Source organism: Marinobacter sp. MA (assembly GCF_048298425.1).
Lineage (GTDB): Bacteria > Pseudomonadota > Gammaproteobacteria > Pseudomonadales > Oleiphilaceae > Marinobacter > Marinobacter salsuginis.
Genome location: NZ_CP103058.1, coordinates 3576212 through 3602743 on the forward strand (window position 1 = coordinate 3576212; position 26532 = coordinate 3602743).

20 protein-coding genes are annotated in these 26532 nt (G+C 57.2%); 9 read left to right on the plus strand and 11 right to left on the minus strand.

Translation table 11 applies throughout. The features are described 5' to 3' along the window. The first annotated feature begins 138 nt into the window (after window positions 1–138). Window positions 139–774 carry a TetR/AcrR family transcriptional regulator gene (locus NUW46_RS16625; RefSeq protein WP_069181884.1) on the plus strand — a complete coding sequence of 212 codons (636 nt, stop codon included), beginning with the start codon at window positions 139–141 and terminating at the stop codon, window positions 772–774. A gap of 21 nt (window positions 775–795) precedes the next feature. Here NUW46_RS16625 and astB read toward each other — a convergent pair whose 3' ends face one another. From astB to NUW46_RS16655, 6 genes are all read right to left on the minus strand, one after another. Continuing rightward, entirely contained in the window at window positions 796–2136 is a 1341-nt protein-coding gene (astB, locus tag NUW46_RS16630) for an N-succinylarginine dihydrolase (RefSeq protein ID WP_418140725.1), read from the minus strand. Window positions 2137–2150: 14 nt separating this feature from the next. Further along, entirely contained in the window at window positions 2151–3626 is a 1476-nt protein-coding gene (gene astD, locus NUW46_RS16635; protein ID WP_418140726.1) for a succinylglutamate-semialdehyde dehydrogenase, read from the minus strand. Continuing rightward, window positions 3614–4714, minus strand: coding sequence for an arginine N-succinyltransferase (gene astA, locus NUW46_RS16640; protein WP_069181887.1), 1101 nt, complete (start codon window positions 4712–4714; stop codon window positions 3614–3616). The genes astD and astA overlap by 13 nt, the downstream gene beginning before the upstream one ends. A 52-nt stretch (window positions 4715–4766) precedes the next feature. Then, window positions 4767–5786: an arginine N-succinyltransferase gene (locus tag NUW46_RS16645; RefSeq protein WP_418140727.1), complete on the minus strand. Its 1020-nt coding sequence runs from the start codon at window positions 5784–5786 to the stop codon at window positions 4767–4769. Between the two features lie 9 nt (window positions 5787–5795). Next, entirely contained in the window at window positions 5796–7010 is a 1215-nt protein-coding gene (locus tag NUW46_RS16650) for an aspartate aminotransferase family protein (RefSeq protein WP_418140728.1), read from the minus strand. Window positions 7011–7109: 99 nt separating this feature from the next. Then, window positions 7110–8570, minus strand: a complete 1461-nt coding sequence (locus NUW46_RS16655) for an exonuclease domain-containing protein (RefSeq protein ID WP_418140729.1) — start codon at window positions 8568–8570, stop codon at window positions 7110–7112. Between the two features lie 162 nt (window positions 8571–8732). Here NUW46_RS16655 and NUW46_RS16660 point away from each other — a divergent pair, with 162 nt between their 5' ends. Further along, a complete protein-coding gene (locus NUW46_RS16660) occupies window positions 8733–9860 on the plus strand; it encodes a DcaP family trimeric outer membrane transporter (RefSeq protein WP_418140730.1) in 1128 nt (375 codons plus the stop codon). Between the two features lie 342 nt (window positions 9861–10202). Here the strand turns inward: NUW46_RS16660 and aceF are convergent, their stop codons facing one another. Both aceF and aceE read right to left on the minus strand, forming a co-directional pair. Beyond that, a complete protein-coding gene (aceF, locus tag NUW46_RS16665; protein ID WP_418140731.1) occupies window positions 10203–11864 on the minus strand; it encodes a dihydrolipoyllysine-residue acetyltransferase in 1662 nt (553 codons plus the stop codon). 10 nt (window positions 11865–11874) lie between these two features. Beyond that, window positions 11875–14538 carry a pyruvate dehydrogenase (acetyl-transferring), homodimeric type gene (gene aceE, locus NUW46_RS16670; RefSeq protein ID WP_222465368.1) on the minus strand — a complete coding sequence of 888 codons (2664 nt, stop codon included), beginning with the start codon at window positions 14536–14538 and terminating at the stop codon, window positions 11875–11877. 666 nt (window positions 14539–15204) lie between these two features. Here aceE and NUW46_RS16675 point away from each other — a divergent pair. After that, window positions 15205–16569 (plus strand): KamA family radical SAM protein, encoded by a 1365-nt coding sequence (locus NUW46_RS16675; RefSeq protein WP_008169234.1) that lies wholly within the window; start codon window positions 15205–15207, stop codon window positions 16567–16569. A gap of 60 nt (window positions 16570–16629) precedes the next feature. Here the strand turns inward: NUW46_RS16675 and NUW46_RS16680 are convergent, their stop codons facing one another. Both NUW46_RS16680 and trxA read right to left on the minus strand, forming a co-directional pair. Next, window positions 16630–16953 carry a hypothetical protein gene (locus tag NUW46_RS16680; protein ID WP_418140732.1) on the minus strand — a complete coding sequence of 108 codons (324 nt, stop codon included), beginning with the start codon at window positions 16951–16953 and terminating at the stop codon, window positions 16630–16632. 71 nt (window positions 16954–17024) lie between these two features. Further along, the gene (trxA, locus tag NUW46_RS16685) at window positions 17025–17888 is read right to left on the minus strand and encodes a thioredoxin (RefSeq protein ID WP_222465371.1); all 864 of its coding nucleotides are present in this window, start codon (window positions 17886–17888) and stop codon (window positions 17025–17027) included. Between the two features lie 207 nt (window positions 17889–18095). On the opposite strand from trxA, the gene lon reads away from it, so the two are divergent. Further along, window positions 18096–20546 carry an endopeptidase La gene (lon, locus tag NUW46_RS16690; RefSeq protein ID WP_418140733.1) on the plus strand — a complete coding sequence of 817 codons (2451 nt, stop codon included), beginning with the start codon at window positions 18096–18098 and terminating at the stop codon, window positions 20544–20546. Between the two features lie 28 nt (window positions 20547–20574). Here lon and NUW46_RS16695 read toward each other — a convergent pair whose 3' ends face one another. After that, a complete protein-coding gene (locus NUW46_RS16695; protein WP_069181897.1) occupies window positions 20575–21069 on the minus strand; it encodes a MarR family winged helix-turn-helix transcriptional regulator in 495 nt (164 codons plus the stop codon). 165 nt (window positions 21070–21234) lie between these two features. Between NUW46_RS16695 and NUW46_RS16700 the strand changes: the two genes are divergently transcribed. From NUW46_RS16700 to livG, 5 genes are all read left to right on the plus strand, one after another. Next, window positions 21235–22143 (plus strand): tetratricopeptide repeat protein, encoded by a 909-nt coding sequence (locus NUW46_RS16700; RefSeq protein ID WP_136631386.1) that lies wholly within the window; start codon window positions 21235–21237, stop codon window positions 22141–22143. Window positions 22144–22295: 152 nt separating this feature from the next. Continuing rightward, a complete protein-coding gene (locus tag NUW46_RS16705; protein WP_064230016.1) occupies window positions 22296–23408 on the plus strand; it encodes a branched-chain amino acid ABC transporter substrate-binding protein in 1113 nt (370 codons plus the stop codon). A 161-nt stretch (window positions 23409–23569) separates the two neighbouring features. Continuing rightward, on the plus strand, window positions 23570–24493 hold the full coding sequence (gene livH / locus NUW46_RS16710) for a high-affinity branched-chain amino acid ABC transporter permease LivH (RefSeq protein ID WP_069181899.1): 924 nt from the start codon (window positions 23570–23572) through the stop codon (window positions 24491–24493). Next, window positions 24493–25764, plus strand: coding sequence for a high-affinity branched-chain amino acid ABC transporter permease LivM (locus NUW46_RS16715; protein WP_069181900.1), 1272 nt, complete (start codon window positions 24493–24495; stop codon window positions 25762–25764). The genes livH and NUW46_RS16715 overlap by 1 nt, the downstream gene beginning before the upstream one ends. 6 nt (window positions 25765–25770) lie before the next feature. Next, window positions 25771–26526: a high-affinity branched-chain amino acid ABC transporter ATP-binding protein LivG gene (livG, locus tag NUW46_RS16720; RefSeq protein WP_069181901.1), complete on the plus strand. Its 756-nt coding sequence runs from the start codon at window positions 25771–25773 to the stop codon at window positions 26524–26526. The last annotated feature ends 6 nt before the right edge of the window (window positions 26527–26532 follow it).

The following is a 26532-nucleotide window of genomic DNA, read 5'->3' on the forward strand; positions in this document are numbered from 1 at the left end:
GTTGGCGGGGTCCAGTCCCTGGAGAAACCCGATGGTTGGTTTAGACATCATGTCATTCTTTGACATTTTGTCAATAATCGGGTTTGATTCGTTTTCAGGTATCCTATGCCTGCTGTTGCCAACCAACCGGATGATTGAATGAGCGAACCGCTGAAAACCCGCCGCGAGCGAGAGAAACAGGCCCGTTACGACACCATTCTGGATGCCGCCGAACTGGTGTTCTCCGAGAAGGGCTACGAGCGCACGTCCATGGACGACATCGCCCGAACCGCCAGTCTCAGCCGGGCCTTGCTGTACGTGTACTTCAAGGACAAGGCAGCGATACAGCGGGGCATCATGCTCAGGGCGGGGCACAGCCTGTTCCGGCGGTTCGAAGAGGCAAGACAGACCGCTGACAATGGTCTGGCCCAGATACGGGCAATGGGGGAATCCTATTATCGCTTCTATCTGGAGGAACCGGATTACTTCTCGGCGCTGACCAAGGCATCCACCGCCATGGCCGAGGCTGACGAAAGCCAGGCTGAGGAAATGCTGTGCTCGAAATCAGACCTGATGGAACTGATGGTGGGGGCAATAGAGCTGGGGCTTCAGGACGGCACCATGAACCGGGACCGGATTACCGACCCCGTTCAAACCGCCTTGTATCTGCGCGGTGCCCTGCACGGGGTAATATTGCTCTGTCAGTCGGAAATGGGCGAAGGCAACCCGGAATTTCCGGCCGAGCAGTTGATCCGACACACCATGGATATGCTGACGTCGTCGATCTCAGCCTGACGGCCCCGGGCTCAACACCTTCTAGAGCTGGAAATCATAGATGGAACCCAGGCCCATGATCCCAGTTAACTCATCCAGGGCTTTGCGTACCTCTTCCAGCAACATCGGATCGCCAAGCTCATCCTGGCTGAGCTCATCCCGGTAGTGGGCTTCCACCCAGGTGGTCAGCCGCTCGTAGAGTTCGTCAGTGAGCAGCACGCCCCGGTTGATAGCCCTGAGCTCCTCGTCATTCAATACCACTCGCAAACGCAGGCAGGCCGGTCCGCCCCCATTGCGCATGGACTGTTTAACGTCAAAGACTTCGACCGCGGTAATCGGCCCACCGGACTTCACCAGGTTATCCAGATAACGGCTGACAGAAGGCACTTCCCGACACTCGCCGGGCACCGCCAGCAGCATGCCATCCGGCGTATTCAGTAACTGGCTGTTGAACAGGTAGGACGCCACCGCATCGTCCAGTGGCACATCGGCACTGCTGACCCGCACCGCTTCCAGCTCGGCGCCGGTAAGGCGCTCACGGATATCCGCCAGCACCTGTTCTTCGTCGAGGAACGCCATGTCATGGTAGAAAAGGGTATTGCCGTTACCGACGGCAATCACATCGTTATGAAAAACACCACCATCAATGGCCTCCGGGTTCTGCTGTGCAAAGACCACATTACGATCCTTGAGCCCGTGCAGTCGCGCCACCGCCTGGGAGGCTTCCAGCGTCTGCCGCGCCGGGTATTTCTTCGGTGCCGGCGCCTGTTCGTTGAATGCAATCTGGCCGTACACGAAAAGTTCCACACCGGGTTCGCCGTAACCGGCGCACAGCCGGGTGTGGTTGGCGGCGCCCTCATCCCCGAAGTGACTCACGGATGGCAGTGCAGGATGGTGGGCGAAGTAGCTCTCGTCAGCAAAGATGGCCTTCAGGGAACGCCCAGTCACGGCATGTTCGATGGACCGGTGAAACTTGGCACTCAGGTTGGCCGGGGTGAAATGCACGCGGTGGTCTGACGTGTCAGCACTCGGCGACACCGTGGCCGCATTGGCCGTCCACATCGGTGACGCCGACGAGACCGCCGCCAGTATCGATGGACTGGATTTGGCCGCCTGCGCCAGCACCTCGGCATCCGCACCCTCAAACCCCAGGGCACGAAGGGTGGGAATGTGCGGGCGCTCATGGGGCGGCAAAATCCCCTGCACATAGCCACGATCCGCCAGGCGCTTCATCTTGGCCAGGCCCTGCAATGCCGCCTCCTTGGGATTGGAGACGGAACTGACATTGGACTTGGAGGCCACATTTCCCCAGGACAGCCCTGCGTAATTGTGGGTGGGGCCAACCAGGCCATCGAAGTTTGCTTCAACCGCGTGTTTCACCATGGCACTGGGTCCCGTTAATCGAAATTGAGGCCGGGTGCCAGAGACTCTGGCAACTCACTCTTGCCGGCCTCCAGAGACGCCATCGGCCAGGCGCAGTAGTCGGCGGCATAGTAGGCGCTCGGGCGATGGTTACCGCTGGCGCCAACACCACCAAAGGGCGCGGCACTGCTGGCGCCGGTCAGTGGCCGGTTCCAGTTCACAATGCCGGCACGCACTTCCTCCACCAGCCGTTCATAGAGTTTCCGGTCATCCGTCAGGATACCTGCGGAGAGCCCGTAGCTCGTGTCATTGGCCAGCTCCAGGGCGTCGTCAAAGCTTTTGTAGCGATACACCATCAGCAACGGCCCGAAGAATTCCTCATCGGTGACGTCGAGCCCGGTGGTATCAATGATACCCGGGGACAACAGGCCGGTTCCTGATTTCAGGGATTTCATTTCCAGCAGGGATTTGCCCCCCTTCTCCAACAGGCTGGCCTGGGCCGCCAGGAGTTTGTCAGCGGCTTCCGCGGAAATAACCGATCCCATGAACGGCTGCGGATCGGCATCGAATTCACCCACCTTGATCCGTGCGGAGACTTCCACCAGCCGGTCGAGGAACGCGTCGCCTTTCTTGCCCTTGGGCACCAGCAGTCGCCGTGCACAGGTGCAACGCTGGCCGGCCGACAGGAATGCCGACTGCAGGGCGTGATGCACGGCGCCATCCACATCGGCCACGTCCTGCACGATCAGCGGGTTGTTGCCGCCCATCTCCAGGGCCAGGATTTTCTCCGGCTGGCCACCGAATTGTTTGTGCAGAAGATGGCCAACGGTTGAACTGCCGGTAAAAAACAGGCCATCGATTCCGGGATGATTGGCCAGGGACTTGCCAGTCGACGAGTCACCCTGCACGAGGTTGACCACTCCATCCGGAATGCCAGCCTTCTCCCAGAGTTTCACCGTTAGTTCGGCGACACCGGGGGTCAGCTCGCTCGGTTTGAACACCACCGTGTTACCGGCCAGCAGAGCGGGCACTATGTGGCCGTTCGGCAGGTGCCCCGGAAAGTTATAGGGGCCAAATACCGCAACCACACCATGGGGCCGGTGTCTGAGCACCGCGTGCCCACCCGCAACATCGGATTCGGATGTGCCAGTGCGGTCGTTGTAGGCTTTCACCGAAATGCCGATCTTGCCGATCATTGCCGCTACTTCGGTGCGTGACTCCCACAGGGGTTTGCCGGTTTCCAACCCGATCTGATGAGCCAGCTCTTCCTTGTGAGCTTCCAGCAACTCACCAAAGGCTTCGACCACGGCCTGACGTTCGGCAAAGCTTTTGCGCTGCCACTTCACAAAGGCATTGCGGGCCTCACGAACGGCCGCATCCACATCTTCAAGGTTGGCGCTTTCACCATCCCAGATTGTCTCACCGGTCACCGGCTGGACAGATTCGAATATCGGCCCATGGCCCTGCAGCCAGAGCCCGTCGATAAACAGTTCACCTGTCAGCTTTGCCATTTTGATGCACCTCCCGGTACTGAACTTCTATAAGTATGTTTGGTCAGCATCCCCGAGTCTTTCAAGGGGGCCAGACGAACCGGATCACCCGATTCAATCTGCAACGCCTCGGCCACTTCCGGCGGAAGGCTGACGGTATCCGGCCCTATGCAATCTATCGGCAGGGTGGTCACCCGGAAGTCCCGGAACGAGCGGTTCGACACCATCACCCGCTCATCGGCAGGCACGTTAAGGTTCACTGGCTTTCGAGTCACCATGGCGTGCCGATTCATGCCTTCCCTCACCGTGCGGATGTTGTGCACGAAGGCTTCGACCACGGGGCCACCATCAAAAATGTCCACCAGCCCGTTAAAGTTGAACCCCTCTGATTGAAGCATGCGAAGCGCTGGCGCGGTGTTGTCATGAACCCGGCCAATGACCGCCCGGGCCGAATCCGGCAGCATGGGCAGGTAGATCGGGTACTTGGGCATCAGCTCGGCAATAAAGGATTTGTTGCCCAGGCCAGACAGCATGTCCGCCTCGCTGAATTCCATGTCAAAGAACTTGGTTCCCAGTGCGTCCCACAACGGGCTTCGACCCTGGGCATCGGACACGCCGCGCATTTCCGCGAACACTTTTTCCGAAAAATGCTTGCGGAATTCATCCAGATACATGAACCGGCACCGGGAGAGCAGCAGCCCGCTGCCCCCGCCTTTGTATTCATCCGACAGCAGCAGCGAGCAAATTTCGCTGGTGTCGGTCATGTCGTTGGACAGGTGCAACGTGGGTGTCCGTACATGCACACCCAGCTCTTTAGAGGCATTCACCGTAACGCTCAGGCGGTAATTGTAGAACACCTCGTCCAGACCAACCCGGGCTTGAATACCACTGATCCCAACGGTTTTTTTGCGCTCGATATCCTCAAGAGCAAACAGATACAAGCCTGCTTCCGGCGCAATGCGCTGATTGAAGGTCTCACGGGCGTGATTGATTTTTTTCTGGAGGAGCTCTCGATCCGCCGGCAAGGTGGTCAGCCCTTTACCGGCACCCTGGGCCATGGCGTACAGGTCATCCAGATCGTTTTCCTGTAACGGGCGAATTACCAGCATAAGGTCGCCTCCCCGAGATCGACAGCTACAAACTTTGCCATTCCCAAGCTTGTCATAGCGGCGCAATCCTTACCCGGTCGCCCGCGGTACTGTTCAGCGCCTTCCAGGTCGAAACCGGAACCTTGAGTTTGTCGTCCAGAGTTTCAGCGACCGGTGTGAGGGTGCAGCGAAACTGCTCCCGCTCGCCAGCAGCGATCAGACAGGTTTCACCCACAGCCTCATTACTGCCATGAAGCTCCTTGGGGTGGCTGGTCACCAGGGTTTTCAGGCTATCGGTGCGCCCCTCCAGAACCGGGCCGGCATCAAAAATGTCCAGAAAACTGCCCGGCTGGAATCCCTCTCGCTGAAGTAGCTCAAAATTAGGGACGGTTATCTGATGCGGCTGCCCCATCGCCTTCTGGGCAGCCTCACTCAGCAGCGTGACATAAATGGGATTCGGGGGCATGAGCTCGGCAATGAAGGTCTTGCTCAGCTGACCGGAGTACTGGTCTGCCGTCTCGAAATCCATATCAAAGAAATGCCGGCCAAGACTGTCCCAGAAAGGTACGCTGCCATCCTCCAACTGCACCCCCTGGATTTCCACCGCCATCCGAGGGGTAAACCATTCCCGATGATCGGCAATAAACAGAATCCGGGCACGGGATAGCAACTCGAACGCGTCGGTATTCTGGAGTTCGGGCCGTATGGAGAACGAACACAATAACGAGACATCGGTCAGCGAGTGAGAGGGGTAGAGCACCTCCACCCGGCGCGACACCCCCAGCTCATGAGAGGCATGGATCAGGGCATCCCGACGGTAACTGTAGAAGGGCTGGCCATTGCCGGCGCGGGCATCAATGCCGGCGGTGCCAGCAATGTCTCCGGTCTTGGTGTTTTCCAGCACGAACAGAAACCTGGGCGGATCGTCTTCGGCGCTGATCCTGCCGGAAAAAGACGCCAGGGATTGCTCGATCTTGTAGGCCAGGGCATCGCCCTGCTTCGGCAGAGTGGAAGAAAGACGGGCACACTGGGTGCCCGCCATGGCCAGAATCTGGTCCAGATCATCCGGCCGAGCCGGACGTACCAGCCACATAAAATCTCCTTAGGCCGCCAGTTTTTTCACCGCCGCTTCGAAACGTTCGAGGGCTTCGTCAATGTCCGATTCGGGGATAATCAGGGACGGCGCCAGACGAATCACATTCGCACCGGCCACAAGTACCATCACGCCCTCTTCCAGGCCGGCATTCAGAAAATCCTTGGCCTTTCCCTGCCATTTTTCGGTCAGCACACAACCGAGCAGCAGACCGGCGCCACGAACCTCACTGAACACACCGTAGCGCTCACCAATATTCATCATACCCTTGCGGAGTTTGTCGGAACGGGCTTTCACGCCCTTGAGAATCTCCGGCTGGCTGACGGTGTCCACCACCCTCTGGGCCACGGCGCAGGCCAGTGCGTTACCACCGTAGGTGCTGCCATGGGTCCCCACACCCAGACTGGCGGCAACCTTGGCCGTCGTCAGCATGGCCGCTACCGGGAAGCCACCACCAAGCCCCTTGGCACTGGAGAGAATGTCCGGCACCACGTTGTACATCTGATAAGCATAGAAGTGACCACTTCTGCCCACACCAGACTGCACCTCATCAAACACCAGCAACGCGTCATTTTCATCACAAAGCTCGCGAAGCCCCTGGAGGAACGCCTGGTCGCCGGGCATGACGCCGCCCTCACCCTGAATGGGCTCCACCACCACGGCGCAGGTTTTTTCTTTGGAGATGAGCTTCTTCACCGATTCCAGATCGTTGAACTCGGCGTGATGAATACCGCCAGGCGCAGGCTCGAAGCCTTCCAGGTATTTTGGCTGGCCACCTACGCTCACGGTGAACAGGGTTCGCCCGTGGAATGAGTTCTTGAACGAGATGATCTCGTTCTTGTCTTTGCCAAAATGCTCCCAGGCGTAGCGCCGGGCCAGTTTGAAGGCTGCTTCGTTGGCCTCAGCACCGGAATTGGCGAAAAACACGCGCTCGGCGAAGGTGAGGTCACAAAGGGTCTTTGCCAGACGCAGGGCCGGCTCGTTGGTCATCACGTTGGACAGGTGCCAGATTTTCTCGGCCTGATCGTGCAACGCACCCACCAGTCCCGGATGGGAATGGCCCAGGCAGGTCACTGCAATGCCGCCCTGGAGATCAATGAACTCGCGGCCTTCCTGATCCCAGATCCGGGAGCCCTCTCCTCGCACCGGAATAATGGAACCGGGAGCGTAGTTGGGCACCATGACTTCATCGAACAGTTCGCGGCTGACGGGGTCTTTATTCATAAATCTCTCTCGGGAAAGCGGCTAAGCACATAAAAATAGTTGAGTGACCACACCAGACAAGTAAGTAGGTGTGCGGACTCTTGCACCATAATACGCCACTCAAGGCATAAGAACATCCGGTTCCCCGATGGCCGGCAATGCAATCACCCTGTGCGGCATCTTCTCACTCTTGTTGCGATCCAACAGCGTGCCGATCAGAAGCTTGTAGGAGTCCAGATCAAAGGTGACCGCCTGGCCGCGGAGAGAAAGATCCTGCAGCTCGTTTTCGTCATGCAGGGTAGCCACGTGCATCCAGTTATAAACCACTAGGATATCGGTGCGGCCGGTTCGCGCATTGCGCTCGACAATCCCAACCGGGCCTTTCCAGGGCCAGGTTTTCAGCCGCAGGCTGTGAAAGGCAATTTGTACCCTGAGATTATAGCGCTCGACATTCTCGAGCTCTTCGCAGGCTCCCTTGCAGCGCCCCAGCGAACGCTGAAAACATGGCCCTTCGTTTTCGGGCTCCAGCCCGAGCAGTCGATTGCACAGCTCGTTCTTGGCCGCGATGCCGCTCAAGGCGCGCTCCGCATCCCGCTTGCTGCGGAACAACCCAAAGTAATCCCCCAACCGGTGCGGCTCGATCTCACGAACCAGCCGCGCCTGCAGATACCCCGCCTCGTTTTTCGAAAGCTCGATGCTCACCAGATTCTTCGCGGCCCGGGACCGACGATTGAACAGGGGCTTCAGCGTCTTGATCTGTTTGAGTTCGAGAAGAAGTGCTCCAAGCTCACCTGCCGTTTCTGTGCACTCGACGCGACGGAGGCTTTCGGACATCCGCACACCCCGGGACGAGTTATGATCGCCGGAAAAGTGCGACGCCACCCGCTGGGCAATGTTCGTGCTCTTGCCCACATATAAAAGCACATCGTTCTCACCGTAAAAGCGATAAACCCCCGGCCCACGAGGTAGATCCTGAAGGGTATCCGTTGGCAGATGAGAGGGTATACTCGGCCGTTGCAGCAGCTCCCGCAGGGCACTTTCGAATCTATCATCCCCCTTCTCTGCACGGGCATGCTCGAAAAACGACAGCATGGCCGAGACATCCCCCATGGCCCGATGCCGCTGAACCTGGGCAAGACCATGACGGGCTATGAGAGCATCCATGTTATGACGCCGAAATTCCGGGTAGAGCCTTCGGGAAAGCTTCACCGTACAAAGCACCTTCGCCGAGAAAAGACGCTCCAATCTGCGAAACTCGGATTTTATAAAACCGTAATCAAAGCGGGCATTGTGAGCGACAAACACCTTGTCCTTGAGCTGTTCCTCCAGCTCGTCCGCTACATCCGCAAACAGCGGCGCATCCGCCACCATGTCATTGGAGATGCCGGTAAAGTTTTCGATAAACGGGGAAATCCGCGTTTCCGGATTCAGCAGCGTCTGCCACTCGCCCACAACCTCACCGGCCCGCCAGAACCGGATACCAATCTCGGTAATCCGGTCCCGGGCTGAATTGCCGCCGGTGGTTTCAATATCAAGAAACGCGAACGTCGCTGACTCAAGAACTGTACTTTCGGATACCATGGAACAACTTTACGCCTCGCTGGCAACTGCAGATGTCTGTATATGAACGAAAAGCAGTTATAGACATTCGTCTAATTTCTGCATGAATTTATTTGAATTGTCACGAATTCGTAACTACCTTGTTTTTGGGTCCAACAACAAAAATGTGTGGAGACAACAACGATGCAAAGCAACAAACTGAGATTGGCAATTCGTGCGACGGCAGCAGCGGCGATTTTTGGCGTAGCTGGACAAGCTGGCGCAGTTAACTTTACTGCTGGCGATTACGAAATGGCCGTATACGGCTATGCCCGCCTCAACGCCAGTTACGACATTGACGAAAACGTTTCAACTTCGACGCAGTCAATGAACTACAGCGCCATTAACGTGGGCGCCGCTGAAGACAACGAAGCAACCGGTTATTTCGATGCTGACGCTGTCCAGAGCAGGATCGGCGTTCGTGCTACCTCCCCAGAAGGCGTGATGGTAAACATCGAAGGTGATTTCCGTCCGGGCACCATCCGCCTGCGCCACGCTTACGGCTCTTACAATGGCGTTCTGGCTGGTCAGACCTGGTCAAACTACACAAGCTTCGTGGGTAACACCTCCACTCTCGATTTTGACTCGCTCCCGGGTCTCGCAGGCTACCAGAGCCGCGTAGCACAACTTCGCTACACAACTGGCCCTCTGTCTATCGCAGCTGAAGATCCGAAGAATTCAATTGACGGCGCAGGCACCGCGACCAAGGATGGAATGCCAGCTCTGACAGCTCGCATCCAGGACTCCGCTGGAGGTCTGTCCTATGCTGCTGCGGTGCTTGCACAGCAGGTTGGCTATGACACAGGAACTGCAGACGACAGCTCATTTGGCTTCGGCGCATTCGTTGCAGGCAAGATGGCTGTGACTGACATGATCACCATTCAGGGCACGCTGAGCTATAGCGATGGCGCAAACAGCTATCTGTATCGCTCAGGTGCAGACAGTGCTTATGTGGATGCCAACGGCGATGTTGAGACCATCTCTGGTTATGGCGGCAGCGTTGGCGCGGGCATCAGCCTCGGTAACGGGCGCAGCATCAACATCGGCTACGGTACTGTAATGGTCGATCTGGATGACGCGGTTGCTGACTCCGTTGGCACCATTGACGGCAACACCACAGAGTCAGTCAGCGCAGTAATGGCTAACTACCAGTGGACACCGGTCAAGAACGTTATGATGGGCGTGGAATACAAGTATGGCATGCGCGAAACCCAGAATGGCGATGACGGTGACGCAAGCAGCTTGGCATTCGCCGCGCAGTACAACTTCTAATTCTTCCGTTAGAAGTTAGTTAACTCAGCAGAAACCCCGGCTTCGGCCGGGGTTTTTGTTTGGGCGGAGTTTATGCCGGCCTCTGGGATAATTGCTAGCTTAGAGAGCAAGCGATCAGCCATTACTTGAAGGCCATACGCCGAAATGACGGAAGGAGAATAAGAGGAAGAAGCGAACAGTAGGGGCCAAAACGAGAGAGGCGGGCAATACGATTCAGGACTGTAGAGGGCCAGGGATGGCCCGAAACAAGCCCCCATGGATGGGCTCGTAGCGTGCCCTGAATCGTATTGCCCGCCTCTCGCCGCCCCCAACCTCACAGGCTGGGAGCGGAACTACCGGCTATCACAGTAGAAGAGTACGAATGTCCCCAAGAAGCTGACTGAGCACCGTCGTAAACCGGGCCGCATCAGCCCCATTCACCGCACGGTGATCGTAAGACAGCGACAGCGGTAGCATCAGGCGGGGCTGGAACTCCTTGCCGTCCCAAACCGGCTTCATCGCCGCTTTGGACACCCCAAGGATTGCCACCTCCGGCGTATTCACAATCGGCGTAAATGCCGTGCCGCCAATACCACCCAGACTCGTGATGGTAAAACAGGCACCCTGCATCTCTGCCGGTTTCAGCTGCTTGTCCCGGGCTTTCTGGGCAAGCTCGGCGCTTTCCGCCGCCAGCTCCCACAGGCCCTTCTTGTCCACATCCCTGATCACCGGCACCATCAGCCCGTGAGGCGTATCCACCGCGATTCCGATGTGAATGTAGCTCTTGCGAACCACCTCCTTGCGCTCCATATCCAGAGACACGTTAAACTGGGGCAGTTCCGCCAGCGCCGTGGCACAGGCCTTCAGCAGGAACGGCAGCGGCGTCATCTTCACGCCCTTCTTCTCGCCGGCCGCTTTCTGGGCCTTGCGGAAATCCTCCATATCGGTGATATCCGCATCCTCGAACTGGGTTACATGAGGCACGTTCAGCCAGCTGCGCTGCATGTTGTTGGCCGTGGCGAACATCATCCGCGACATGGCCTCACGCTTCACTTCACCAAACTGGCTAAAGTCTGGCAGCTTCACCCCGGGAATACCGGAACCGGTGGCAACACCGCCACCCTGCTGAGCCTGCTTGAGCTGGCTCTTCACATAGGCGTGGACATCGTCCTTGATAATCCGGCTCTTGGGGCCAGAGCCCTTTATGCGGGCCAGATCAGCACCCAGTTCCCGGGCCAGCTTGCGCACGGCCGGGCCAGCGTGGACCTTGGTGCCGGGCGTGGGCGGCTCATAGGTTGCACCCTGGGGCTCGGGCGCTGACTCTGCCTCCTGTTTCGGCTTCTCTTCGGACCTGGGCTCAGGCTTCTCTTCCTTCGCCGGTTCCTCAGACGCGGGCGCCGAGGCTTCTTCCTCTTCGCCACCACCTTCCTGAACCGTCATCTCCAACAGTTCATCGCCCTCGGAGAGCTTGTCGCCCTCGGATACCAGGATCTTGCCCACCTTGCCGGCATAGGGCGAAGGAATCTCCATGGTGGCCTTGTCCGATTCCACTGTTACCAGGGGATCGTCGGCCTCAATGGTATCGCCTTCAGCGACGTTGATTTCTATCACCGGAACATTGTCGAAACCATCCAGCGCAGGAACCTTGACGGTCTCCTTGCGGGAGCCACCAGAAGCCTTCTTCGGCGCTGGCTTGCTCTCTTCGGACTTCTCATCCTGCTTTGCTTCTTCCTTTTCCTCGGCCTTTTTCTCGGGCTCGTCGCTGCCGGCATCGTCAGAGCCACCGGCGCTGGCTTCCATCATGCCAACAACATCACCTTCCTTTACCTTGTCACCCACCTTTACGGTGATCTTGGTGATCTTGCCGGCACCGGGTGACGGCAGCTCCACCGAGGCTTTGTCTGACTCAACCGTCAGAATCGGATCTTCTTCCTCAACCGAATCCCCTGCGCTGACAATGATTTCGATAACCTCGACCTCATCCGCACCGCCGAGATCCGGAACCTTGATTTCCTGTTCACTCATGGCGGACTCCTTAGCTCAGCACCGGGTTCGTTTTGTTGCGATCGATTCCGTACTTGCGCATGGCTTCGAGAACCACATCGTTCTTCACCTCGCCATCCTGAGCCAGGGCTGACAGCGCGGTGACAGTTACGTAGTAACGGTCCACCTCAAAGAAGCTGCGCAGCTTTTCCCGGGTGTCGCTACGACCAAAGCCGTCGGTACCCAGGGTCAGGTAGGTTTTGGGGATGAACGCCCGGAGCTGCTCGGAGTGCAGCTTGATGTAATCGGTAGAAGACACCACCGGACCCTGATGCTTCTCAAGCATCTGGGTCACGTAGGCCTTCTTGGGCTTGTCGTCCGGGTGCAGGCGGTTCCAGCGCTCAATGTGCTGGCCCTCGCGGGCAAGCTCGTTGAAGCTGGTAACACTCCACACGTCGGAGGCAACGCCCCAGTCGTCTTTCAGCATCTGGGCCGCTGCGCGCACCTCGTTGAGGATCGCGCCGGCACCCAGCAGCTGAACCCGCGGGGTCTTCTTGCGCCCCTTGGTTTCAACAGACTCGAACAAATACATGCCCTTGATGATGCCGTCTTCGCATCCCTTCGGCATGGCCGGCTGCTCGTAGTTCTCGTTCTCGATGGTCAGGTAGTAGAAGACGTTCTGGTTGTCTTCGAACATCTCTTGCATACCCTTGCGCAGCACAACCGCCATCTCGTAACCGTAGGCCGGATCATAGGCCTTACAGTTGGGAATGGTGTTGGCCAGCACATGGCTGTGACCGTCCTGGTGCTGCAGACCCTCGCCGTTCAGTGTGGTCCGGCCGGCAGTGCCGCCAATCAGGAAGCCACGAGCCTGGATATCGCCGGACGCCCACGCCAGGTCGCCAACCCGCTGGAAGCCGAACATGGAGTAGAAGATGTAGAACGGGATCAGCGGGAAGTTGTTGGTGCTGTATGAGGTGGCCGCTGCCATCCAGGCGGCCATTGAGCCATCCTCGTTGATACCTTCTTCAAGGATCTGGCCCTTCTTGTCTTCCCGGTAGTACATGATCTGGTCACGGTCTTCAGGAACGTACTTCTGCCCTTCTGCCGTGTAGATACCGAGCTGACGGAACATGCCTTCCATCCCGAAGGTACGGGCTTCGTCAGGCACGATCGGCACCACGCGCTTACCAATTCGCTTGTCCTTGGTCAGTGCCGTCAGGATGCGAACGAAGGCCATGGTGGTCGAGATCTTCCGGTCACCGGAACCGTCCAGGACCGCCTTGAAGATGTCCAAATCGGGAATCTGCAGTGGCTGACAATCCTTCCGACGCTTGGGATAGAAACCGCCCAGCTCCTGCCGGCGCTTCTTCATATAGACGATTTCCGGACTATCCGGCGCTGGCCGGTAGTAAGGAACGTCTTTGAGCTCATCATCCCGCAGCGGAACCGCAAAGCGGTCACGGAATGACTTCAATTGCTCGATATCCAGTTTTTTCAGAGAGTGAGCGGTGTTCTGCGCCTCACCAGCCTCGCCGAAACCATAACCCTTGATGGTATGCGCCAGGATAACGGTTGGACGGCCACTGTTGTTATGGACTGCATGATGGAAAGCCGCATAAATCTTATACGGATCATGCCCACCACGATTGAGCATATTGATATCGTCGTCGGAGAGGTTTTCGACCATCTTCGCAAGCTCGGGATGCCGCCCGAAAAAGTGCTTTCGGGTGTAGGCAGGGCCGTTACTCTTGAAGTTCTGCAGTTCACCGTCACAGACCTCGTCCATAACGTGCTGCATCTTGCCTTCCTTGTCCTTTTCGAACAGCGGATCCCAGTGACGACCCCAAATGACTTTCAACACGTTCCAGCCAGCGCCCCGGAAGACACCTTCAAGTTCCTGAATGATCTTGCCGTTGCCACGTACCGGCCCGTCCAGACGCTGGAGGTTACAGTTAACAACGAAAATCAGGTTGCTCAGGTTTTCCCGGCCGGCCATGGAGATGGAACCCAGGGTTTCCGGCTCGTCGCACTCGCCGTCACCTACAAAGCACCAGACCTTGCGATCGCCCATCTCGATGAGTTCACGGCTGTCCAGGTACTTCATTACGTGGGCCTGGTAAATCGCCTGAATCGGACCAAGTCCCATGGAAACCGTGGGGAACTGCCAGTAATCCGGCATCAGCCAGGGGTGCGGATAGGAAGAGAGGCCAGTGCCGTCTACTTCCTCACGGTATTTGTCGAGATCTTTCTCGTCGAAACGGCCCTCAAGGAAGGAGCGCGCATAAATGCCCGGGGAAGAGTGACCCTGGAAGTAAACAAGGTCGGACTCGCGCTTTTCGTCGCCGCCGTGGAAGAAATAGTTGAAGCCAACATCGTAGAGGGTCGCTGCCGAAGAAAACGAGGAAACGTGCCCGCCGAGATCACCGGGACGCTGGTTGGCACGCATAACCATGGCCATGGCATTCCAGCGGATCAGGGAGCGGATTCGGCGCTCCATAAAAAGATCGCCAGGCATCGGCGCCTGCTGGGAAACCGGAATACTGTTCCGGAACGGCGTGGTTATGGAATATGGCAGTTCGGTTCCATCGCGGCTCGCCCGCTCGGAAAGCCTCTCAAGAATATATTTGGCCCGGTCTACGCCTTCGTTCTCGATCAGAGATTCCAGCGCATCCAGCCATTCACTGGTTTCAATGGGATCATCGTCCTGGTACATCAAACCCTCCCCTTGGCATCAAAAAGTGCAGCGCCGCCACGATCAGCAGCCGGGCGCGTTGCGGTGTCGATAAGCTGCGATGGAATGCAGTGTTTTGTTATGGGTATTTTCAGCCTGACAGGTGTACCGGCTACCAGTACACAGAACCTGTACAAAGCATAGAACAGCTTTCACACTTTTCCTGCCTGATCACCTCGGTTTCACGGGCTTTTGGCCCCGGGGATGACCGGCATGCCGGCGAAGTGCGTGGATTAGAACACCCGGTTTCGTAGTATTTTTACTACATTTTGACCATCAAGTTCAATCAAAGCCCTCCATACATCCTTTTGTAACGGGCTTCTTTCGGTTACTTACGGAAGAATGACCGTTTTTGGACCAACAGACAACCAGATTGCGACCAATGTCGTAGCATTCGTATCAACCCGAAAATTGATTATCACGCTAAACGATCTTCTCACCGCCATTCGCAGATAATTCAGGACATTTAACGCTTTTTATTGAATTTTCGACTCTTTCCTCACAAGCGCCCCACTGATCTATTTCAGCTTTTTTATTAGACCTGAAAATATTTCCGGATTTATGTATACTCGCCTGCCTGATTTTTAACCACTCAGGAAAAAGTGGTCGGACCACTTTTTTGTCATTGGCATCAACAGAGGGCGATCTATGAACTCCATCGTCACCTTTCCGAACCGGATTCCCACTACGGAGTTCGAGGAACGGCGTTTCAAGGTCTACACAGACCGCCAGCTCGACAAGATCGAAGTCATTCAGAATCTCCCTGAAGAGACCCTGTTTGAAATGAAAGTGGTAGCCAGCGTGCTGCCGTTCAGGGTCAACGAATATGTGATCAATGAACTGATCAACTGGGACAAGGTACCCAACGACCCGATCTATCAGCTTGTTTTCCCCCAGAAAGGGATGTTGAAAGACGAGCATTACGAGCGCATGGCGAAACTGCACCGGGAAGGTGCCGACAAGAAAGAGATCCAGGCCGTCGCCAAGGAAATCCGGGACGAACTCAACCCGCACCCGGCTGGCCAGATGGAAATGAACATGCCGGAGCTCGACGGTGAAGTTCTGGACGGCGTTCAGCACAAGTATCGCGAGACAGTGCTGTTCTTCCCGGCCCAGGGCCAGACCTGCCACTCCTACTGCACCTTCTGTTTTCGCTGGGCGCAGTTCGTGGGTGACAAAGACCTGAAAATGGCCAGCACCGAAGCGGAAAAGCTTCATGGCTACCTGCAGGAGCACACCGAGGTCACTGACCTGCTGGTCACCGGCGGCGACCCCATGGTGATGAAAACCAAGAACCTGGTGCAGTATCTGGAACCGCTGCTACAGCCGGAATTCGATCATATCCAGACCATTCGCATCGGCACCAAGGCCCTCACTTTCTGGCCCTACCGCTTCGTGACCGACAAGGATGCCGATGAACTGATCGACCTTTTCGCGAAACTGGTCGACGCCGGCAAGCACGTCGCCATCATGGCCCACTATAACCACTGGCAGGAAATCACCACCGAGATTGCCGAAGAGGCCATCCGCCGTATTCGCGCCACCGGTGCCGAGATCCGTGCCCAGGGCCCGCTGATCAAGCACGTTAACGACGATGCCGACGCCTGGGCAAAGCTGTGGAAGAAAGAAGTGCAGCTGGGCATCATCCCCTACTACATGTTTGTAGAGCGGGACACCGGCGCGAAGAACTACTTTGAAGTGCCTCTGGTCGAAGCTTTCCACATCTACAGGGAAGCCATGAAGAAAGTCAGTGGCCTGGCCCGAACCGCCCGCGGCCCCTCCATGAGCGCCGGCCCCGGCAAGGTGGAGATCCAGGGGATTACCGAAATCAACGGCGAGAAGGTGTTTGTACTGCGCTTCCTGCAGGGCCGCAACCCGGACTGGGTTCAGCGCCCATTCTTCGCCAAGTACAGCGAGACGGCCACCTGGTTGCATGAGCTGGAACCGGCCTTTGGAGAAGAGAAATTCTTCTTTGAAGATGAGTATGAAGAAATGAAGAAAGGGAACGGCTAAGAGGTCACTGCCTTTCTGCAAACAGGGCCAGATGCAAGACTCCATCTGGCCCTGTTTCGTTCATCTCCTACGAAACTTCGGCACAAACCCTTCCGGCTTGTCGCTCAACCACTCAACAAACGTCCGCAATTCTTCCAGCTCCAGCAGCTTTTCCCGGGTATTGAAGTACAGCCCCAGCTCGTATTCCGAGCGAGCCTTATGAATGGCGTTGTGGCAGGGGCGACACACCCACAGCGTGCGGGTGATCAAATCTTCCTTGGTGAACAGTTTCTGGAACCGCTTTTTTCGGTGCAGGTGCTTGGGTATCAGGTGGTGTCGGGTGAGTTTGGCAACCGGGCGTTCGCAGAGTTCGCAGTTGTCGGGTTGGGGAGGTAGTTTGAGCATTGCGGAAATACCAGTCGGGTTTCGCCTATGGCTCCACCCGACCTACGTTGTATTTGGCCAGCGCCAAAGAATCAGTGCATCAGGGTATAGAGCTTGCGGCGATAGGTCCTTACGTCCGGGTTGTTGTTACCCAGCTTGTCGAACAGCTCGATCAGCGTTGTCTTGGCCACTTCGTCTTTGTACTTGCTGTCCACCTGCATCAGGCGAATCAGCAAGTCCATGGCCTCGGCGTTGTTTTCCTGTAGTACGTGATGAAGTGCCAACTGGTGCAGTGCGTTCGGATCCTTCGGGTCTTGCTCCAGTGCCATTTCCAGATCCTTGATCGGTGGCAGCTCGGCCGACTGTTTGAGAAACTTCAGCCGGGCAGCCAGCTGTTTGGCCTGGTGCTGCATTTTCTCTTCCGGCGGCAGGCTTTCCAGCACCTGCTCAGCGGTCTCGATATCACCCATTTCCGCCTTCAACTGGGCCAGGTCGATCAGGACTTTGAGATTTTCCGGGTCCTCTTGGTTCATCTGGGACAGGATAGCCAATGCTCCCTCCACATCGCCTTCTTCCCAGATCCGATGCGCCTTTTCATAGGGATCTTCCTTGGGGGCTTCCACGTGTTTGTCCAGAACCTTGCGGATTTCGCTTTCCGGCAGGGCACCGTTGAAGCCATCCACGGCCTGGCCATTCTTGACCAGGATTACGGTCGGTAGGCTACGCACACCAAGGCTGGAGGTGAGCTGTTCCTGCTCGTCGGCGTTCACCTTGGCCAGCATAAACGCACCCTGGTAGTCCTCCGCCAGTTTTTCCAGCAGGGGCATCAACTGTTTACAGGGGGCACACCACTCGGCCCACACATCCACCAGGATGGGCGTGCTTGCAGAGGCTTCCATCACCTTCTGCTGAAAGTTTTCCATGGTGGCGTCAAAGATGTAGGGAGAGTTGCTCATGCAAGGCACCTGAAAAGTCGAATGATTCGTTCGGAGTTGCCAGAAACATGGGGCCAACTCCCCGAAATTCAAGCGCCAAACGGGCTAACCCAAGTCCTTGAAATCACCGTATCTGCCGTTACATAGCTAGTAAGCAACACGCCGGGACAATCACTCCGCAGCCTGTCCCGGGCCGATTCACAACCTTTCCGGATGGACACTCGCGGCATGAATGACGAGACGCAAAACGATTCTTTTGAGGAATTCGAAGAGGACGTGACCGAGTACATTGGCAAGGACGAGCATAGCAAAAGCCTTGCCCTGCCCCAGCAGATGATGCCCCGGCGCATGTACGTGCTGCCGGTTTCGAATCGGCCTTTCTTTCCGGCCCAGGTACAGCCGATAGTGGTAAACCAGAACCCGTGGCAGGAAACCCTGAAAAGGGTCGGTGAGACTGACCACAAGGTCATGGGCATCTGCTTCGTGGAAGAACCGGACGCTGAAGAAGGCGTCCCGGCCAGTGAGCAGCTGGAGACCATTGGCTGCGCCGTGCGTGTGCATCATGCCCAGAATGACAGTGGCAAGGTCCAGTTTATTGCCCAGGGGCTTCAACGTTTCCGGATTGTCCAGTGGCTGCGTCGTAAGCCACCGTATCTGGTGGAAGTTGAGTACCCGGCAGAACCGGAAGAAGACGCCGACGAACTCAAAGCCTACACGCTGGCCATTATCAGCGCCATCAAGGAGTTGCTACGTACCAACCCACTCTATGGCGAGGAGGTAAAACAATACCTGTCCCGATTCGGGCCGGACGATAGCTCACCTCTGGCCGATTTCGGCGCCTCAATGACCAGCGCTCCAGGCAATGAGTTGCAGGATGTGCTCGACACCGTCCCCCTGCTCCGCCGCATGGAGAAGGTTCTTCTGCTGATGCGCAAAGAGCAGGAAGTTGCCCGGCTGCAGTCGGAAATCAGCGAAGAGGTGAACGCGAAAGTGCAGAAGCACCAACGCGAATTCTTCCTGAAGGAACAACTCAAGGTGATCCAGCGCGAGCTGGGCATGGCCAAGGACGACAAGACCGCCGATGTCGAGCGCTTCCAGCAGCGGATGGCAGAACTCAACCCGCCCGAGGCTGTGCAAGACCGCTTCAACGATGAAGTCGAAAAATTGCAGGTGCTGGAACAGGGCTCGCCGGAATACGGTGTCACCCGAAATTATCTGGACTGGCTGACGCAGGTGCCTTGGGGCATCCATTCAGAAGACCACTTCGACCTGGCGAAAGCCCGCCAGATTCTCGACCGGGATCACGACGGCCTGGACGATGTCAAAGACCGCATCATCGAGTTTCTGGCTGAAGGGACCTTCAAGGGCGAGGTGAGCGGCTCCATTCTGCTTTTGGTCGGTCCGCCAGGTGTTGGCAAGACCTCCATCGGTCACTCCGTGGCAGATGCACTGGGGCGGAAATTCTACCGCTTCAGTGTGGGCGGCATGCGCGATGAAGCTGAAATCAAAGGCCACCGCCGCACCTACATCGGCGCCATGCCGGGCAAGTTTGTCCAGGCGCTCAAGGATTCCAAGGTGGCCAATCCGGTGATCATGCTGGATGAAATCGACAAGATCGGTGCGTCCTTCCAGGGCGACCCCGCGTCAGCCCTGCTGGAAACACTGGACCCGGAACAGAACCGAGACTTCCTGGACCACTACCTGGACGTCCGCATGGACCTGTCCAAGGTTCTCTTCATCTGCACCGCCAACCAGCTCGACACGATTCCACGGCCACTGCTAGACCGGATGGACGTGATTCGACTATCCGGATACATCGCGGAAGAAAAGCTGGCCATCGCCAAGCACTTCCTGCTGCCGAGGCTGCTTAAACGGGCCGGGCTGCTGAAAAAACAGCTCAACATTACCGACGCCGCTATCAAGCAGATTATTGAGGGCTATGCCCGCGAAGCCGGTGTGCGAAGCCTGGAGAAGCTGCTGCACAAGGTGATTCGCAAGGGCATCGTGAAGCTGCTGGAGAACCCGGACCAATCTGTGAAGGTGGGTGTATCGGATCTGCAGAGCTACCTGGGACAGCCATCGTTCAAGAAAGAGAAGTCGCTCAAAGGCATCGGCGTTGTCACCGGACTGGCTTGGACCGCCATGGGCGGGGCCACACTGAGCATCGAAGCATCCAGAATCCACAGCTCTCAGCGCGGCTTCAAACTGACCGGTCAGCTGGGGGATGTGATGAAGGAGTCCGCGGAGATCGCCTACAGTTATGTGTCATCCAACCTCAGACGCTTCAAGGGCGACCCGACTTTCTTCGACAAATCCTTCGTGCACCTGCATGTACCCGAGGGAGCCACGCCCAAAGACGGCCCCAGCGCCGGCGTCACCATGGCCACCGCACTGCTTTCCATCGCCCGCAAGGAAGCGCCACAGCCGAACATCGCCATGACCGGTGAGCTCACGTTGACCGGACAGGTGCTTCCAGTGGGAGGCATTCGCGAAAAAGTGATTGCGGCGCGGCGGCAGAAAATCAGTAACCTGATCCTGCCGGAAGCGAACCGGGGTGACTACGAGGAGCTGCCGGAGTATCTCAAGGAAGGGCTGTCGGTGAACTTTGCCAAACACTATAACGATGTATTTCAGGTGTGTTTTGGCAATAAGCCCAAGAGCGGGTCTTCGGTGCATTAATATCAGGAGAAAGCCTGGCTCATTGAAGTCAGGCTTTCTCTTTCCAGCCGTCGTCCTTCAATACCGACCCAACGGTCAGCACCGGCGACGCATCAATATCGTCGGCATCCATCATGTTGGCCACACGCTGGAGCGAGGCCAGAATCATGGTCTGCTCCCACTCGGCCAGACTCTGGAATTTCTGGATGAAATCCTCCTGGAGCGGATTCGGCGCCCGGGCCAACAAATCCGCCCCCTCATCGGTCAGGTGGGCATGCACTTTTCGCTTGTCCTGGGTACTGCGCACGCGATAAACCAGATTCCGGTGCTCCAGACGGTCCAGAATCGTCGTTACCGTTGCCTGGCTGAGACTGACCTTTTCTGCGATGGTGCCGATGGTGACTTCGCCAAGATCCCGAATCGTTCTCATGATCAGCAGCTGAGGCCCGGTCAGCCCGGCATGCTTGCTCAGGCGCTTCGAATGGAGGTCAGTTGCCCGAATGACACGTCGTAAAGCCACCAGCACATCTTCATAACTGTTCACAGCAATGCTCCGATTCGGATTTCGCGATTTATTTACACCCCTAAGTATTAGAGGTCTTTGCACCGAGAATTGCAAGTCGGCGAGTTTCCCGGCATTTTTTCGGCCATCCACTATGCTAAGGTTTCGCCTTTGTTCCATTTACGACAGACGGACGGAATACGCCCGATGATCAAGTTTTTCCTGCCTTTTCTTTTCATGATGACATTCGCCGGCACCCTCTACGGTCAGGATGAGCTGGGCCCCGAGAAAGAGCTCACTGCAGAAGACCTGGAAGAGAGCATCAAGACGCTGGAAGAGCCCATGTACACGCCCTTCGTGGAACTTTATCTGCTGGAAGAGAGCAAGGCGCTTCGCAAGGAGATGCAGAACACCCGCGCAGAACTGATTGAAAAGGTGGTCGACAAGGAACTGTCCGTTGCCGACAAAACCATGTCCTACGCGACCGATACGGTTACCTACTTCTTTTACCTGATCGCGGGCGCCACATCCATTCTCGTGGTTATCGGCTGGAACTCCATCCGGGATATGCGCAACCAGCTCACCAGTCTGGCGGAAAAACGGGTCAACGAGCTGGTGGTTGAATACGAGAAGCGCCTCGAATCCATCGAAGAACAGCTGAAGCAGAAATCAGACATCATCCACCAGAACCAGGCGGAGATCGAGCGCACCAACGAAGTGCACTCGCTGTGGCTCAAAGCCAGCCAGGAAACCTCCCAGCAGAACAAGATTGCCGCCTACGATCAGATTCTGGACCTTCGCCCCGACGATGTGGAAGCATTGAGTTACAAGGCAGACGCTGTTCTGGAAATGCAGGAACCGCTCTGGGCCATCAGTCTTTGCCAGCGGGCACTGAAGCTTGCACCGGATAATGGCCACGCGCACTATCAGTTGGCATGCGCCTATGCAGAGATCGGCCGTTGGGAGGACGCCGTCAGCACTTTGAAGAAAGCTATTGAAATTTCGGAGGCATACCGCGACGATGCATCCGTAGACGTCAGTTTTGACCAGCTTCGCGAACACGAGAGCTTCCGCGCGCTGGTCTCCCAGGATGAAGAAGACGGCACGGATGCGTGACACCGCTCAGAGCGGCACGGGATTTGCCTTTGCAGACAGGCCCGTGTTCCGGAGCAAGCGCCACCCGTCGGCTTGACAAGCAGCGAGGTGTGGTGTTTGTTTAACTCTCTGAGAACACAAGAATAACCCTGAAATAAAACAGGACAGACTCAATGAGAACTTCAGTAAAAAAACTCGTAACCGCTGTTAGCACTTCCGTAGCCCTGATGGGCGCTGGCCACGCCGCTGCCGAGATCCAGATCGGTATTGCCGGCCCCATGACCGGCCCCGTTGCCCAGTATGGTGACATGCAATTCTCCGGCGCCCGCATGGCGATTGAGCAAATCAACGCCAACGGCGGCGTGATGGGTGAAGAGCTGGTTGCCGTGGAATACGACGACGTGTGTGACCCGAAGCAGGCCGTGACCGTTGCCAACAGCCTGGTCAACGACGGCGTGCGCTTCGTGATCGGCCACCTGTGCTCCAGCTCCACCCAGCCCGCCTCTGACATCTACGAGGATGAAGGCATCCTGATGGTAACTCCGGCTTCCACCAGCCCGGAGATCACCGAGCGTGGCTATGAGCTGGTATTCCGTACCATCGGTCTGGACAGCATGCAGGGACCGGTTGCGGCCCGCTACATCGCCTCCCAGAGCCCGGAACGCGTTGCTATCGTTCACGACAAGCAGCAGTACGGTGAAGGTATTGCCACCGCCGTTCGTGACACCCTGAAAGACGCTGGCGTTGAAATCGCCATGTTTGAAGGCATCACCGCCGGTGATAAGGACTTCTCATCACTGGTAACCAAGCTCAAGCAGGCCGATGTGGATTACGTCTACTACGGCGGCTACCACCCGGAGCTAGGCCTGATTCTGCGCCAGGCTGACTCCGCTGGCCTGGATGCCCGCTTCATGGGCCCCGAGGGCGTGGGTAACAAGGATATCAACACCATCGCCGGCGAAGCCGCCGAAGGCCTGCTGGTAACCCTGCCACCTGCATTCGACCAGAAAGCTGAAAACCAGGCGCTGGTGAAGGCATTTGAAGACAAGGGCGAGGATCCTTCCGGTCCGTTCGTTCTGACCTCCTACACCGCCGTTCAGCTTGTTGCCGAAGGCATTGAAGCCGCTGGCTCCACCGATCCGTTCGATGTTGCCGCTGCTCTTCGCGAGGGCACCTTCCAGACTCCGATCGGCACCGTTGAATACGACAAGGCCGGCGACATGAAGTCATTCGAGTTTGTTGTGTACGAATGGCATTCAGATGGAAGCAAAACTCCGGTAAACTAAGCCAAATCGTTAACAAACGGTAATCATGAGAGCACCTTCTCACCGCGATCCGGGAGAAGGTGTTTTTCTAGGCTCCTGTTGATCCTCCCCCACTTCCTGCACGGTTATCCCGGGCATGGGGTGTGGTAGCGGAGGGAGCAGGCTTTCGGAGTCCCATAACAATGCAAGACCTCCTGTATTTCTTTCAACAGCTCATCAACGGGCTGACGATCGGGAGCACCTATGCCCTGATCGCCATCGGCTACACGATGGTTTACGGCATCATTGGCATGATCAACTTTGCCCATGGTGAAATCTATATGATCGGTGCCTACACGGCGCTGATTGCCATTACCGGTCTGGCTGCCCTGGGCATTGCCTGGCTACCACTGATTCTGATTGTTGCGCTGATTTGCGCCATGATCGTCTCCAGCTCCATGGGCTGGGCCGTGGAACGGGTGGCCTACCGGCCTGTGCGGGGGCGCCATCGCCTGATCCCGCTGATCTCCGCCATCGGCATGTCCATCTTCCTCCAGAACTACGTCCACCTGGCGCAGGGTTCGCGGAACGTCGGTTTCCCGGCTCTGATCGACGGCGGTTTCAACTTCGGTTCCGGTGACGGCTTCCAGATGTCTCTGTCCTACATGCAGATCACAATTTTCATCACCACGCTGATCTGTATGACCGCCCTGTCTCTGTTCATATCCCGCTCACGGACGGGCCGAGCCTGCCGTGCGGTATCACAGGACCTGGGTATGGCCAACCTGCTTGGCATCGACACCAACCGGATCATTTCCGCAACCTTTGTAATTGGTGCGGCTCTGGCAGCGGTTGCCGGCCTGCTTCTGGGCATGTACTACGGTTCGGTTGACCCTCTGTTCGGCTTCATTGCCGGCTTGAAGGCCTTTACCGCGGCGGTACTTGGCGGCATTGGCAGCATTCCCGGCGCGATGCTGGGCGGATTGATACTGGGCGTGGCAGAGAGTATGACTTCCGGCTACCTCAGCGGTGAATACAAGGATGTTATCTCGTTCAGCCTGCTGATCCTGATTCTGCTGTTCAAACCCACCGGCCTGCTCGGCAAACCGGAGGTTGAGAAGATCTGATGGCTGCTAATAACTTCAGACACGCGCTGTTTTGCGCGATCATTACACTGATCATTTCCTACCCGATCATCGGCTTTAACCTTGAGGCCCAGGGCATCAACGTAACCCTGACCGGAGCCGATGCCAGCACCGTTGTCATGGTGTTGCTCGCTGCCGTGATCGTATTCCTGTTCCAGCTGTTCCGGGAACAGATCATGGGCGGCCTGAAAAGCCTCCCGCATCCCCTTCCCCAGGCCAGCAAGGAGCCCATGGCGGAGAATCGCCGGGCCAAGATTGAATCCTGGGTGCTGACAGGCATCGTGGTTCTTGCCCTGTTCTGGCCGTTCTTCGTATCACGGGGTGCAGTGGATCTGGCCACGCTCGTGCTGATCTACATCATGCTCGCCCTGGGCCTGAACGTGGTGGTTGGCCTGGCCGGCCTGCTGGATCTGGGTTACGTGGCTTTCTATGCCGTGGGCGCGTATACCTTTGCGCTGCTCTCCCAGTACATCGGGATTTCCTTCTGGCTGGCACTGCCCATCGGCGCCCTGCTTGCCGCGCTGTTCGGTCTTGTGCTCGGTTTCCCGGTGCTGCGGCTACGGGGCGACTATCTGGCGATCGTGACTCTAGGGTTCGGTGAGATCATCAGGATCCTGCTGAATAACTGGACAACGCTGACCGGTGGCCCCAACGGCATTGGCGGCATTCCCGATCCGACCCTGTTCGGCATGGAGTTTGGTCGCCGGGTGAAGGAGGAAGGCAATACCTCGTTCCACGAAACCTTTGGCATCGCCTACAGCGGTGAGCACAAGGTGATCTTCCTGTACCTGATCGCCCTGGTACTGGCGGTGTTCACAGCTCTGGTCATCCGTCGCTTCATGCGCATGCCGGTTGGTCGTGCCTGGGAGGCACTGCGGGAGGATGAAATCGCTGCCCGCTCCCTGGGCCTCAGCCGCACCGCGGTCAAACTGTCGGCCTTTACCATCGGCGCCTTCTTCGCCGGTTTCGCCGGTACCGTGTTTGCCTCCAAGCAGGGCTTTATCAGCCCCGAATCGTTTGTCTTCCTGGAATCGGCCATCATCCTTGCCATCGTTGTACTCGGCGGCATGGGCTCCCAGATTGGTGTGGTGCTGGCGGCAATCGCTGTCACCATCCTGCCGGAACTGGCCCGTGAGTTCTCCGAGTACCGGATGCTGATCTTCGGTGCCGCCATGGTGCTGATGATGGTCTGGCGTCCGCAGGGCCTGATGCCCATGCGCCGCATTCACATTGAACTGAAAAAGCAGGAGTGACAGACGATGCTTGAAGTACAGAATCTGTCCATGCGCTTCGGCGGCCTGCTGGCGGTAGACGAAGTGTCTCTGGACGTCCAGGAACACGAGATTGTGTCCATCATCGGCCCCAACGGGGCCGGAAAAACCACCGTTTTCAACTGCATGAGCGGCTTTTACAAGCCGACTGGCGGCAAGATCCTGTTCGAGGGGAAGGAGGTACAGGGCAAGCCTGACTACAAGATCTCCCGACTTGGGATGGTGCGCACCTTCCAGCATGTTCGGCTGTTTAGCCAGATGACCGTGGTGGAAAACCTGCTGGTGGCGCAACACCGCCACCTCAACACCAACCTGATTTCCGGTTTGATCAAAACCCCCAGTTATCGGGCAAAAGAGCAGAAATCCCTGGATCGGGCCGCCTACTGGCTGGATCGGGTAGGCCTGCTGGACCTGGCCAACCGGGAAGCCGGCAACCTGGCCTATGGCCAGCAACGGCGCCTGGAGATTGCCCGCTGCATGGTAACCGAGCCCAAGCTGTTGATGCTCGACGAGCCGGCAGCCGGTCTCAACCCGGCGGAAACCAAGGAACTCAATCAGCTGATCGTCAGCCTGAAAGAGGACTACAACGTTTCCGTGGTGCTGATTGAGCACGACATGAGCCTGGTAATGGATATTTCCGATCGCATCAACGTCATCAACCAGGGGCGCCCCCTGGCCAGTGGCACTCCGGAAGAAATCCGCCAGAACGACGACGTGATCAAAGCCTATCTGGGCGAGGCCTGAGGTAAA

What these genes read in the sequence shown, in the direction of transcription:
- NUW46_RS16625 (WP_069181884.1), top strand. Translation starts at nt 139, where the DNA reads ATGAGCGAACCGCTGAAAACCCGCCGCGAGCGAGAGAAACAGGCCCGT.
- astB (WP_418140725.1), bottom strand. Translation starts at nt 2,136, where the DNA reads ATGGTGAAACACGCGGTTGAAGCAAACTTCGATGGCCTGGTTGGCCCC.
- astD (WP_418140726.1), bottom strand. Translation starts at nt 3,626, where the DNA reads ATGGCAAAGCTGACAGGTGAACTGTTTATCGACGGGCTCTGGCTGCAG.
- astA (WP_069181887.1), bottom strand. Translation starts at nt 4,714, where the DNA reads ATGCTGGTAATTCGCCCGTTACAGGAAAACGATCTGGATGACCTGTAC.
- NUW46_RS16645 (WP_418140727.1), bottom strand. Translation starts at nt 5,786, where the DNA reads ATGTGGCTGGTACGTCCGGCTCGGCCGGATGATCTGGACCAGATTCTG.
- NUW46_RS16650 (WP_418140728.1), bottom strand. Translation starts at nt 7,010, where the DNA reads ATGAATAAAGACCCCGTCAGCCGCGAACTGTTCGATGAAGTCATGGTG.
- NUW46_RS16655 (WP_418140729.1), bottom strand. Translation starts at nt 8,570, where the DNA reads ATGGTATCCGAAAGTACAGTTCTTGAGTCAGCGACGTTCGCGTTTCTT.
- NUW46_RS16660 (WP_418140730.1), top strand. Translation starts at nt 8,733, where the DNA reads ATGCAAAGCAACAAACTGAGATTGGCAATTCGTGCGACGGCAGCAGCG.
- aceF (WP_418140731.1), bottom strand. Translation starts at nt 11,864, where the DNA reads ATGAGTGAACAGGAAATCAAGGTTCCGGATCTCGGCGGTGCGGATGAG.
- aceE (WP_222465368.1), bottom strand. Translation starts at nt 14,538, where the DNA reads ATGTACCAGGACGATGATCCCATTGAAACCAGTGAATGGCTGGATGCG.
- NUW46_RS16675 (WP_008169234.1), top strand. Translation starts at nt 15,205, where the DNA reads ATGAACTCCATCGTCACCTTTCCGAACCGGATTCCCACTACGGAGTTC.
- NUW46_RS16680 (WP_418140732.1), bottom strand. Translation starts at nt 16,953, where the DNA reads ATGCTCAAACTACCTCCCCAACCCGACAACTGCGAACTCTGCGAACGC.
- trxA (WP_222465371.1), bottom strand. Translation starts at nt 17,888, where the DNA reads ATGAGCAACTCTCCCTACATCTTTGACGCCACCATGGAAAACTTTCAG.
- lon (WP_418140733.1), top strand. Translation starts at nt 18,096, where the DNA reads ATGAATGACGAGACGCAAAACGATTCTTTTGAGGAATTCGAAGAGGAC.
- NUW46_RS16700 (WP_136631386.1), top strand. Translation starts at nt 21,235, where the DNA reads ATGATCAAGTTTTTCCTGCCTTTTCTTTTCATGATGACATTCGCCGGC.
- NUW46_RS16705 (WP_064230016.1), top strand. Translation starts at nt 22,296, where the DNA reads ATGAGAACTTCAGTAAAAAAACTCGTAACCGCTGTTAGCACTTCCGTA.
- livH (WP_069181899.1), top strand. Translation starts at nt 23,570, where the DNA reads ATGCAAGACCTCCTGTATTTCTTTCAACAGCTCATCAACGGGCTGACG.
- NUW46_RS16715 (WP_069181900.1), top strand. Translation starts at nt 24,493, where the DNA reads ATGGCTGCTAATAACTTCAGACACGCGCTGTTTTGCGCGATCATTACA.
- livG (WP_069181901.1), top strand. Translation starts at nt 25,771, where the DNA reads ATGCTTGAAGTACAGAATCTGTCCATGCGCTTCGGCGGCCTGCTGGCG.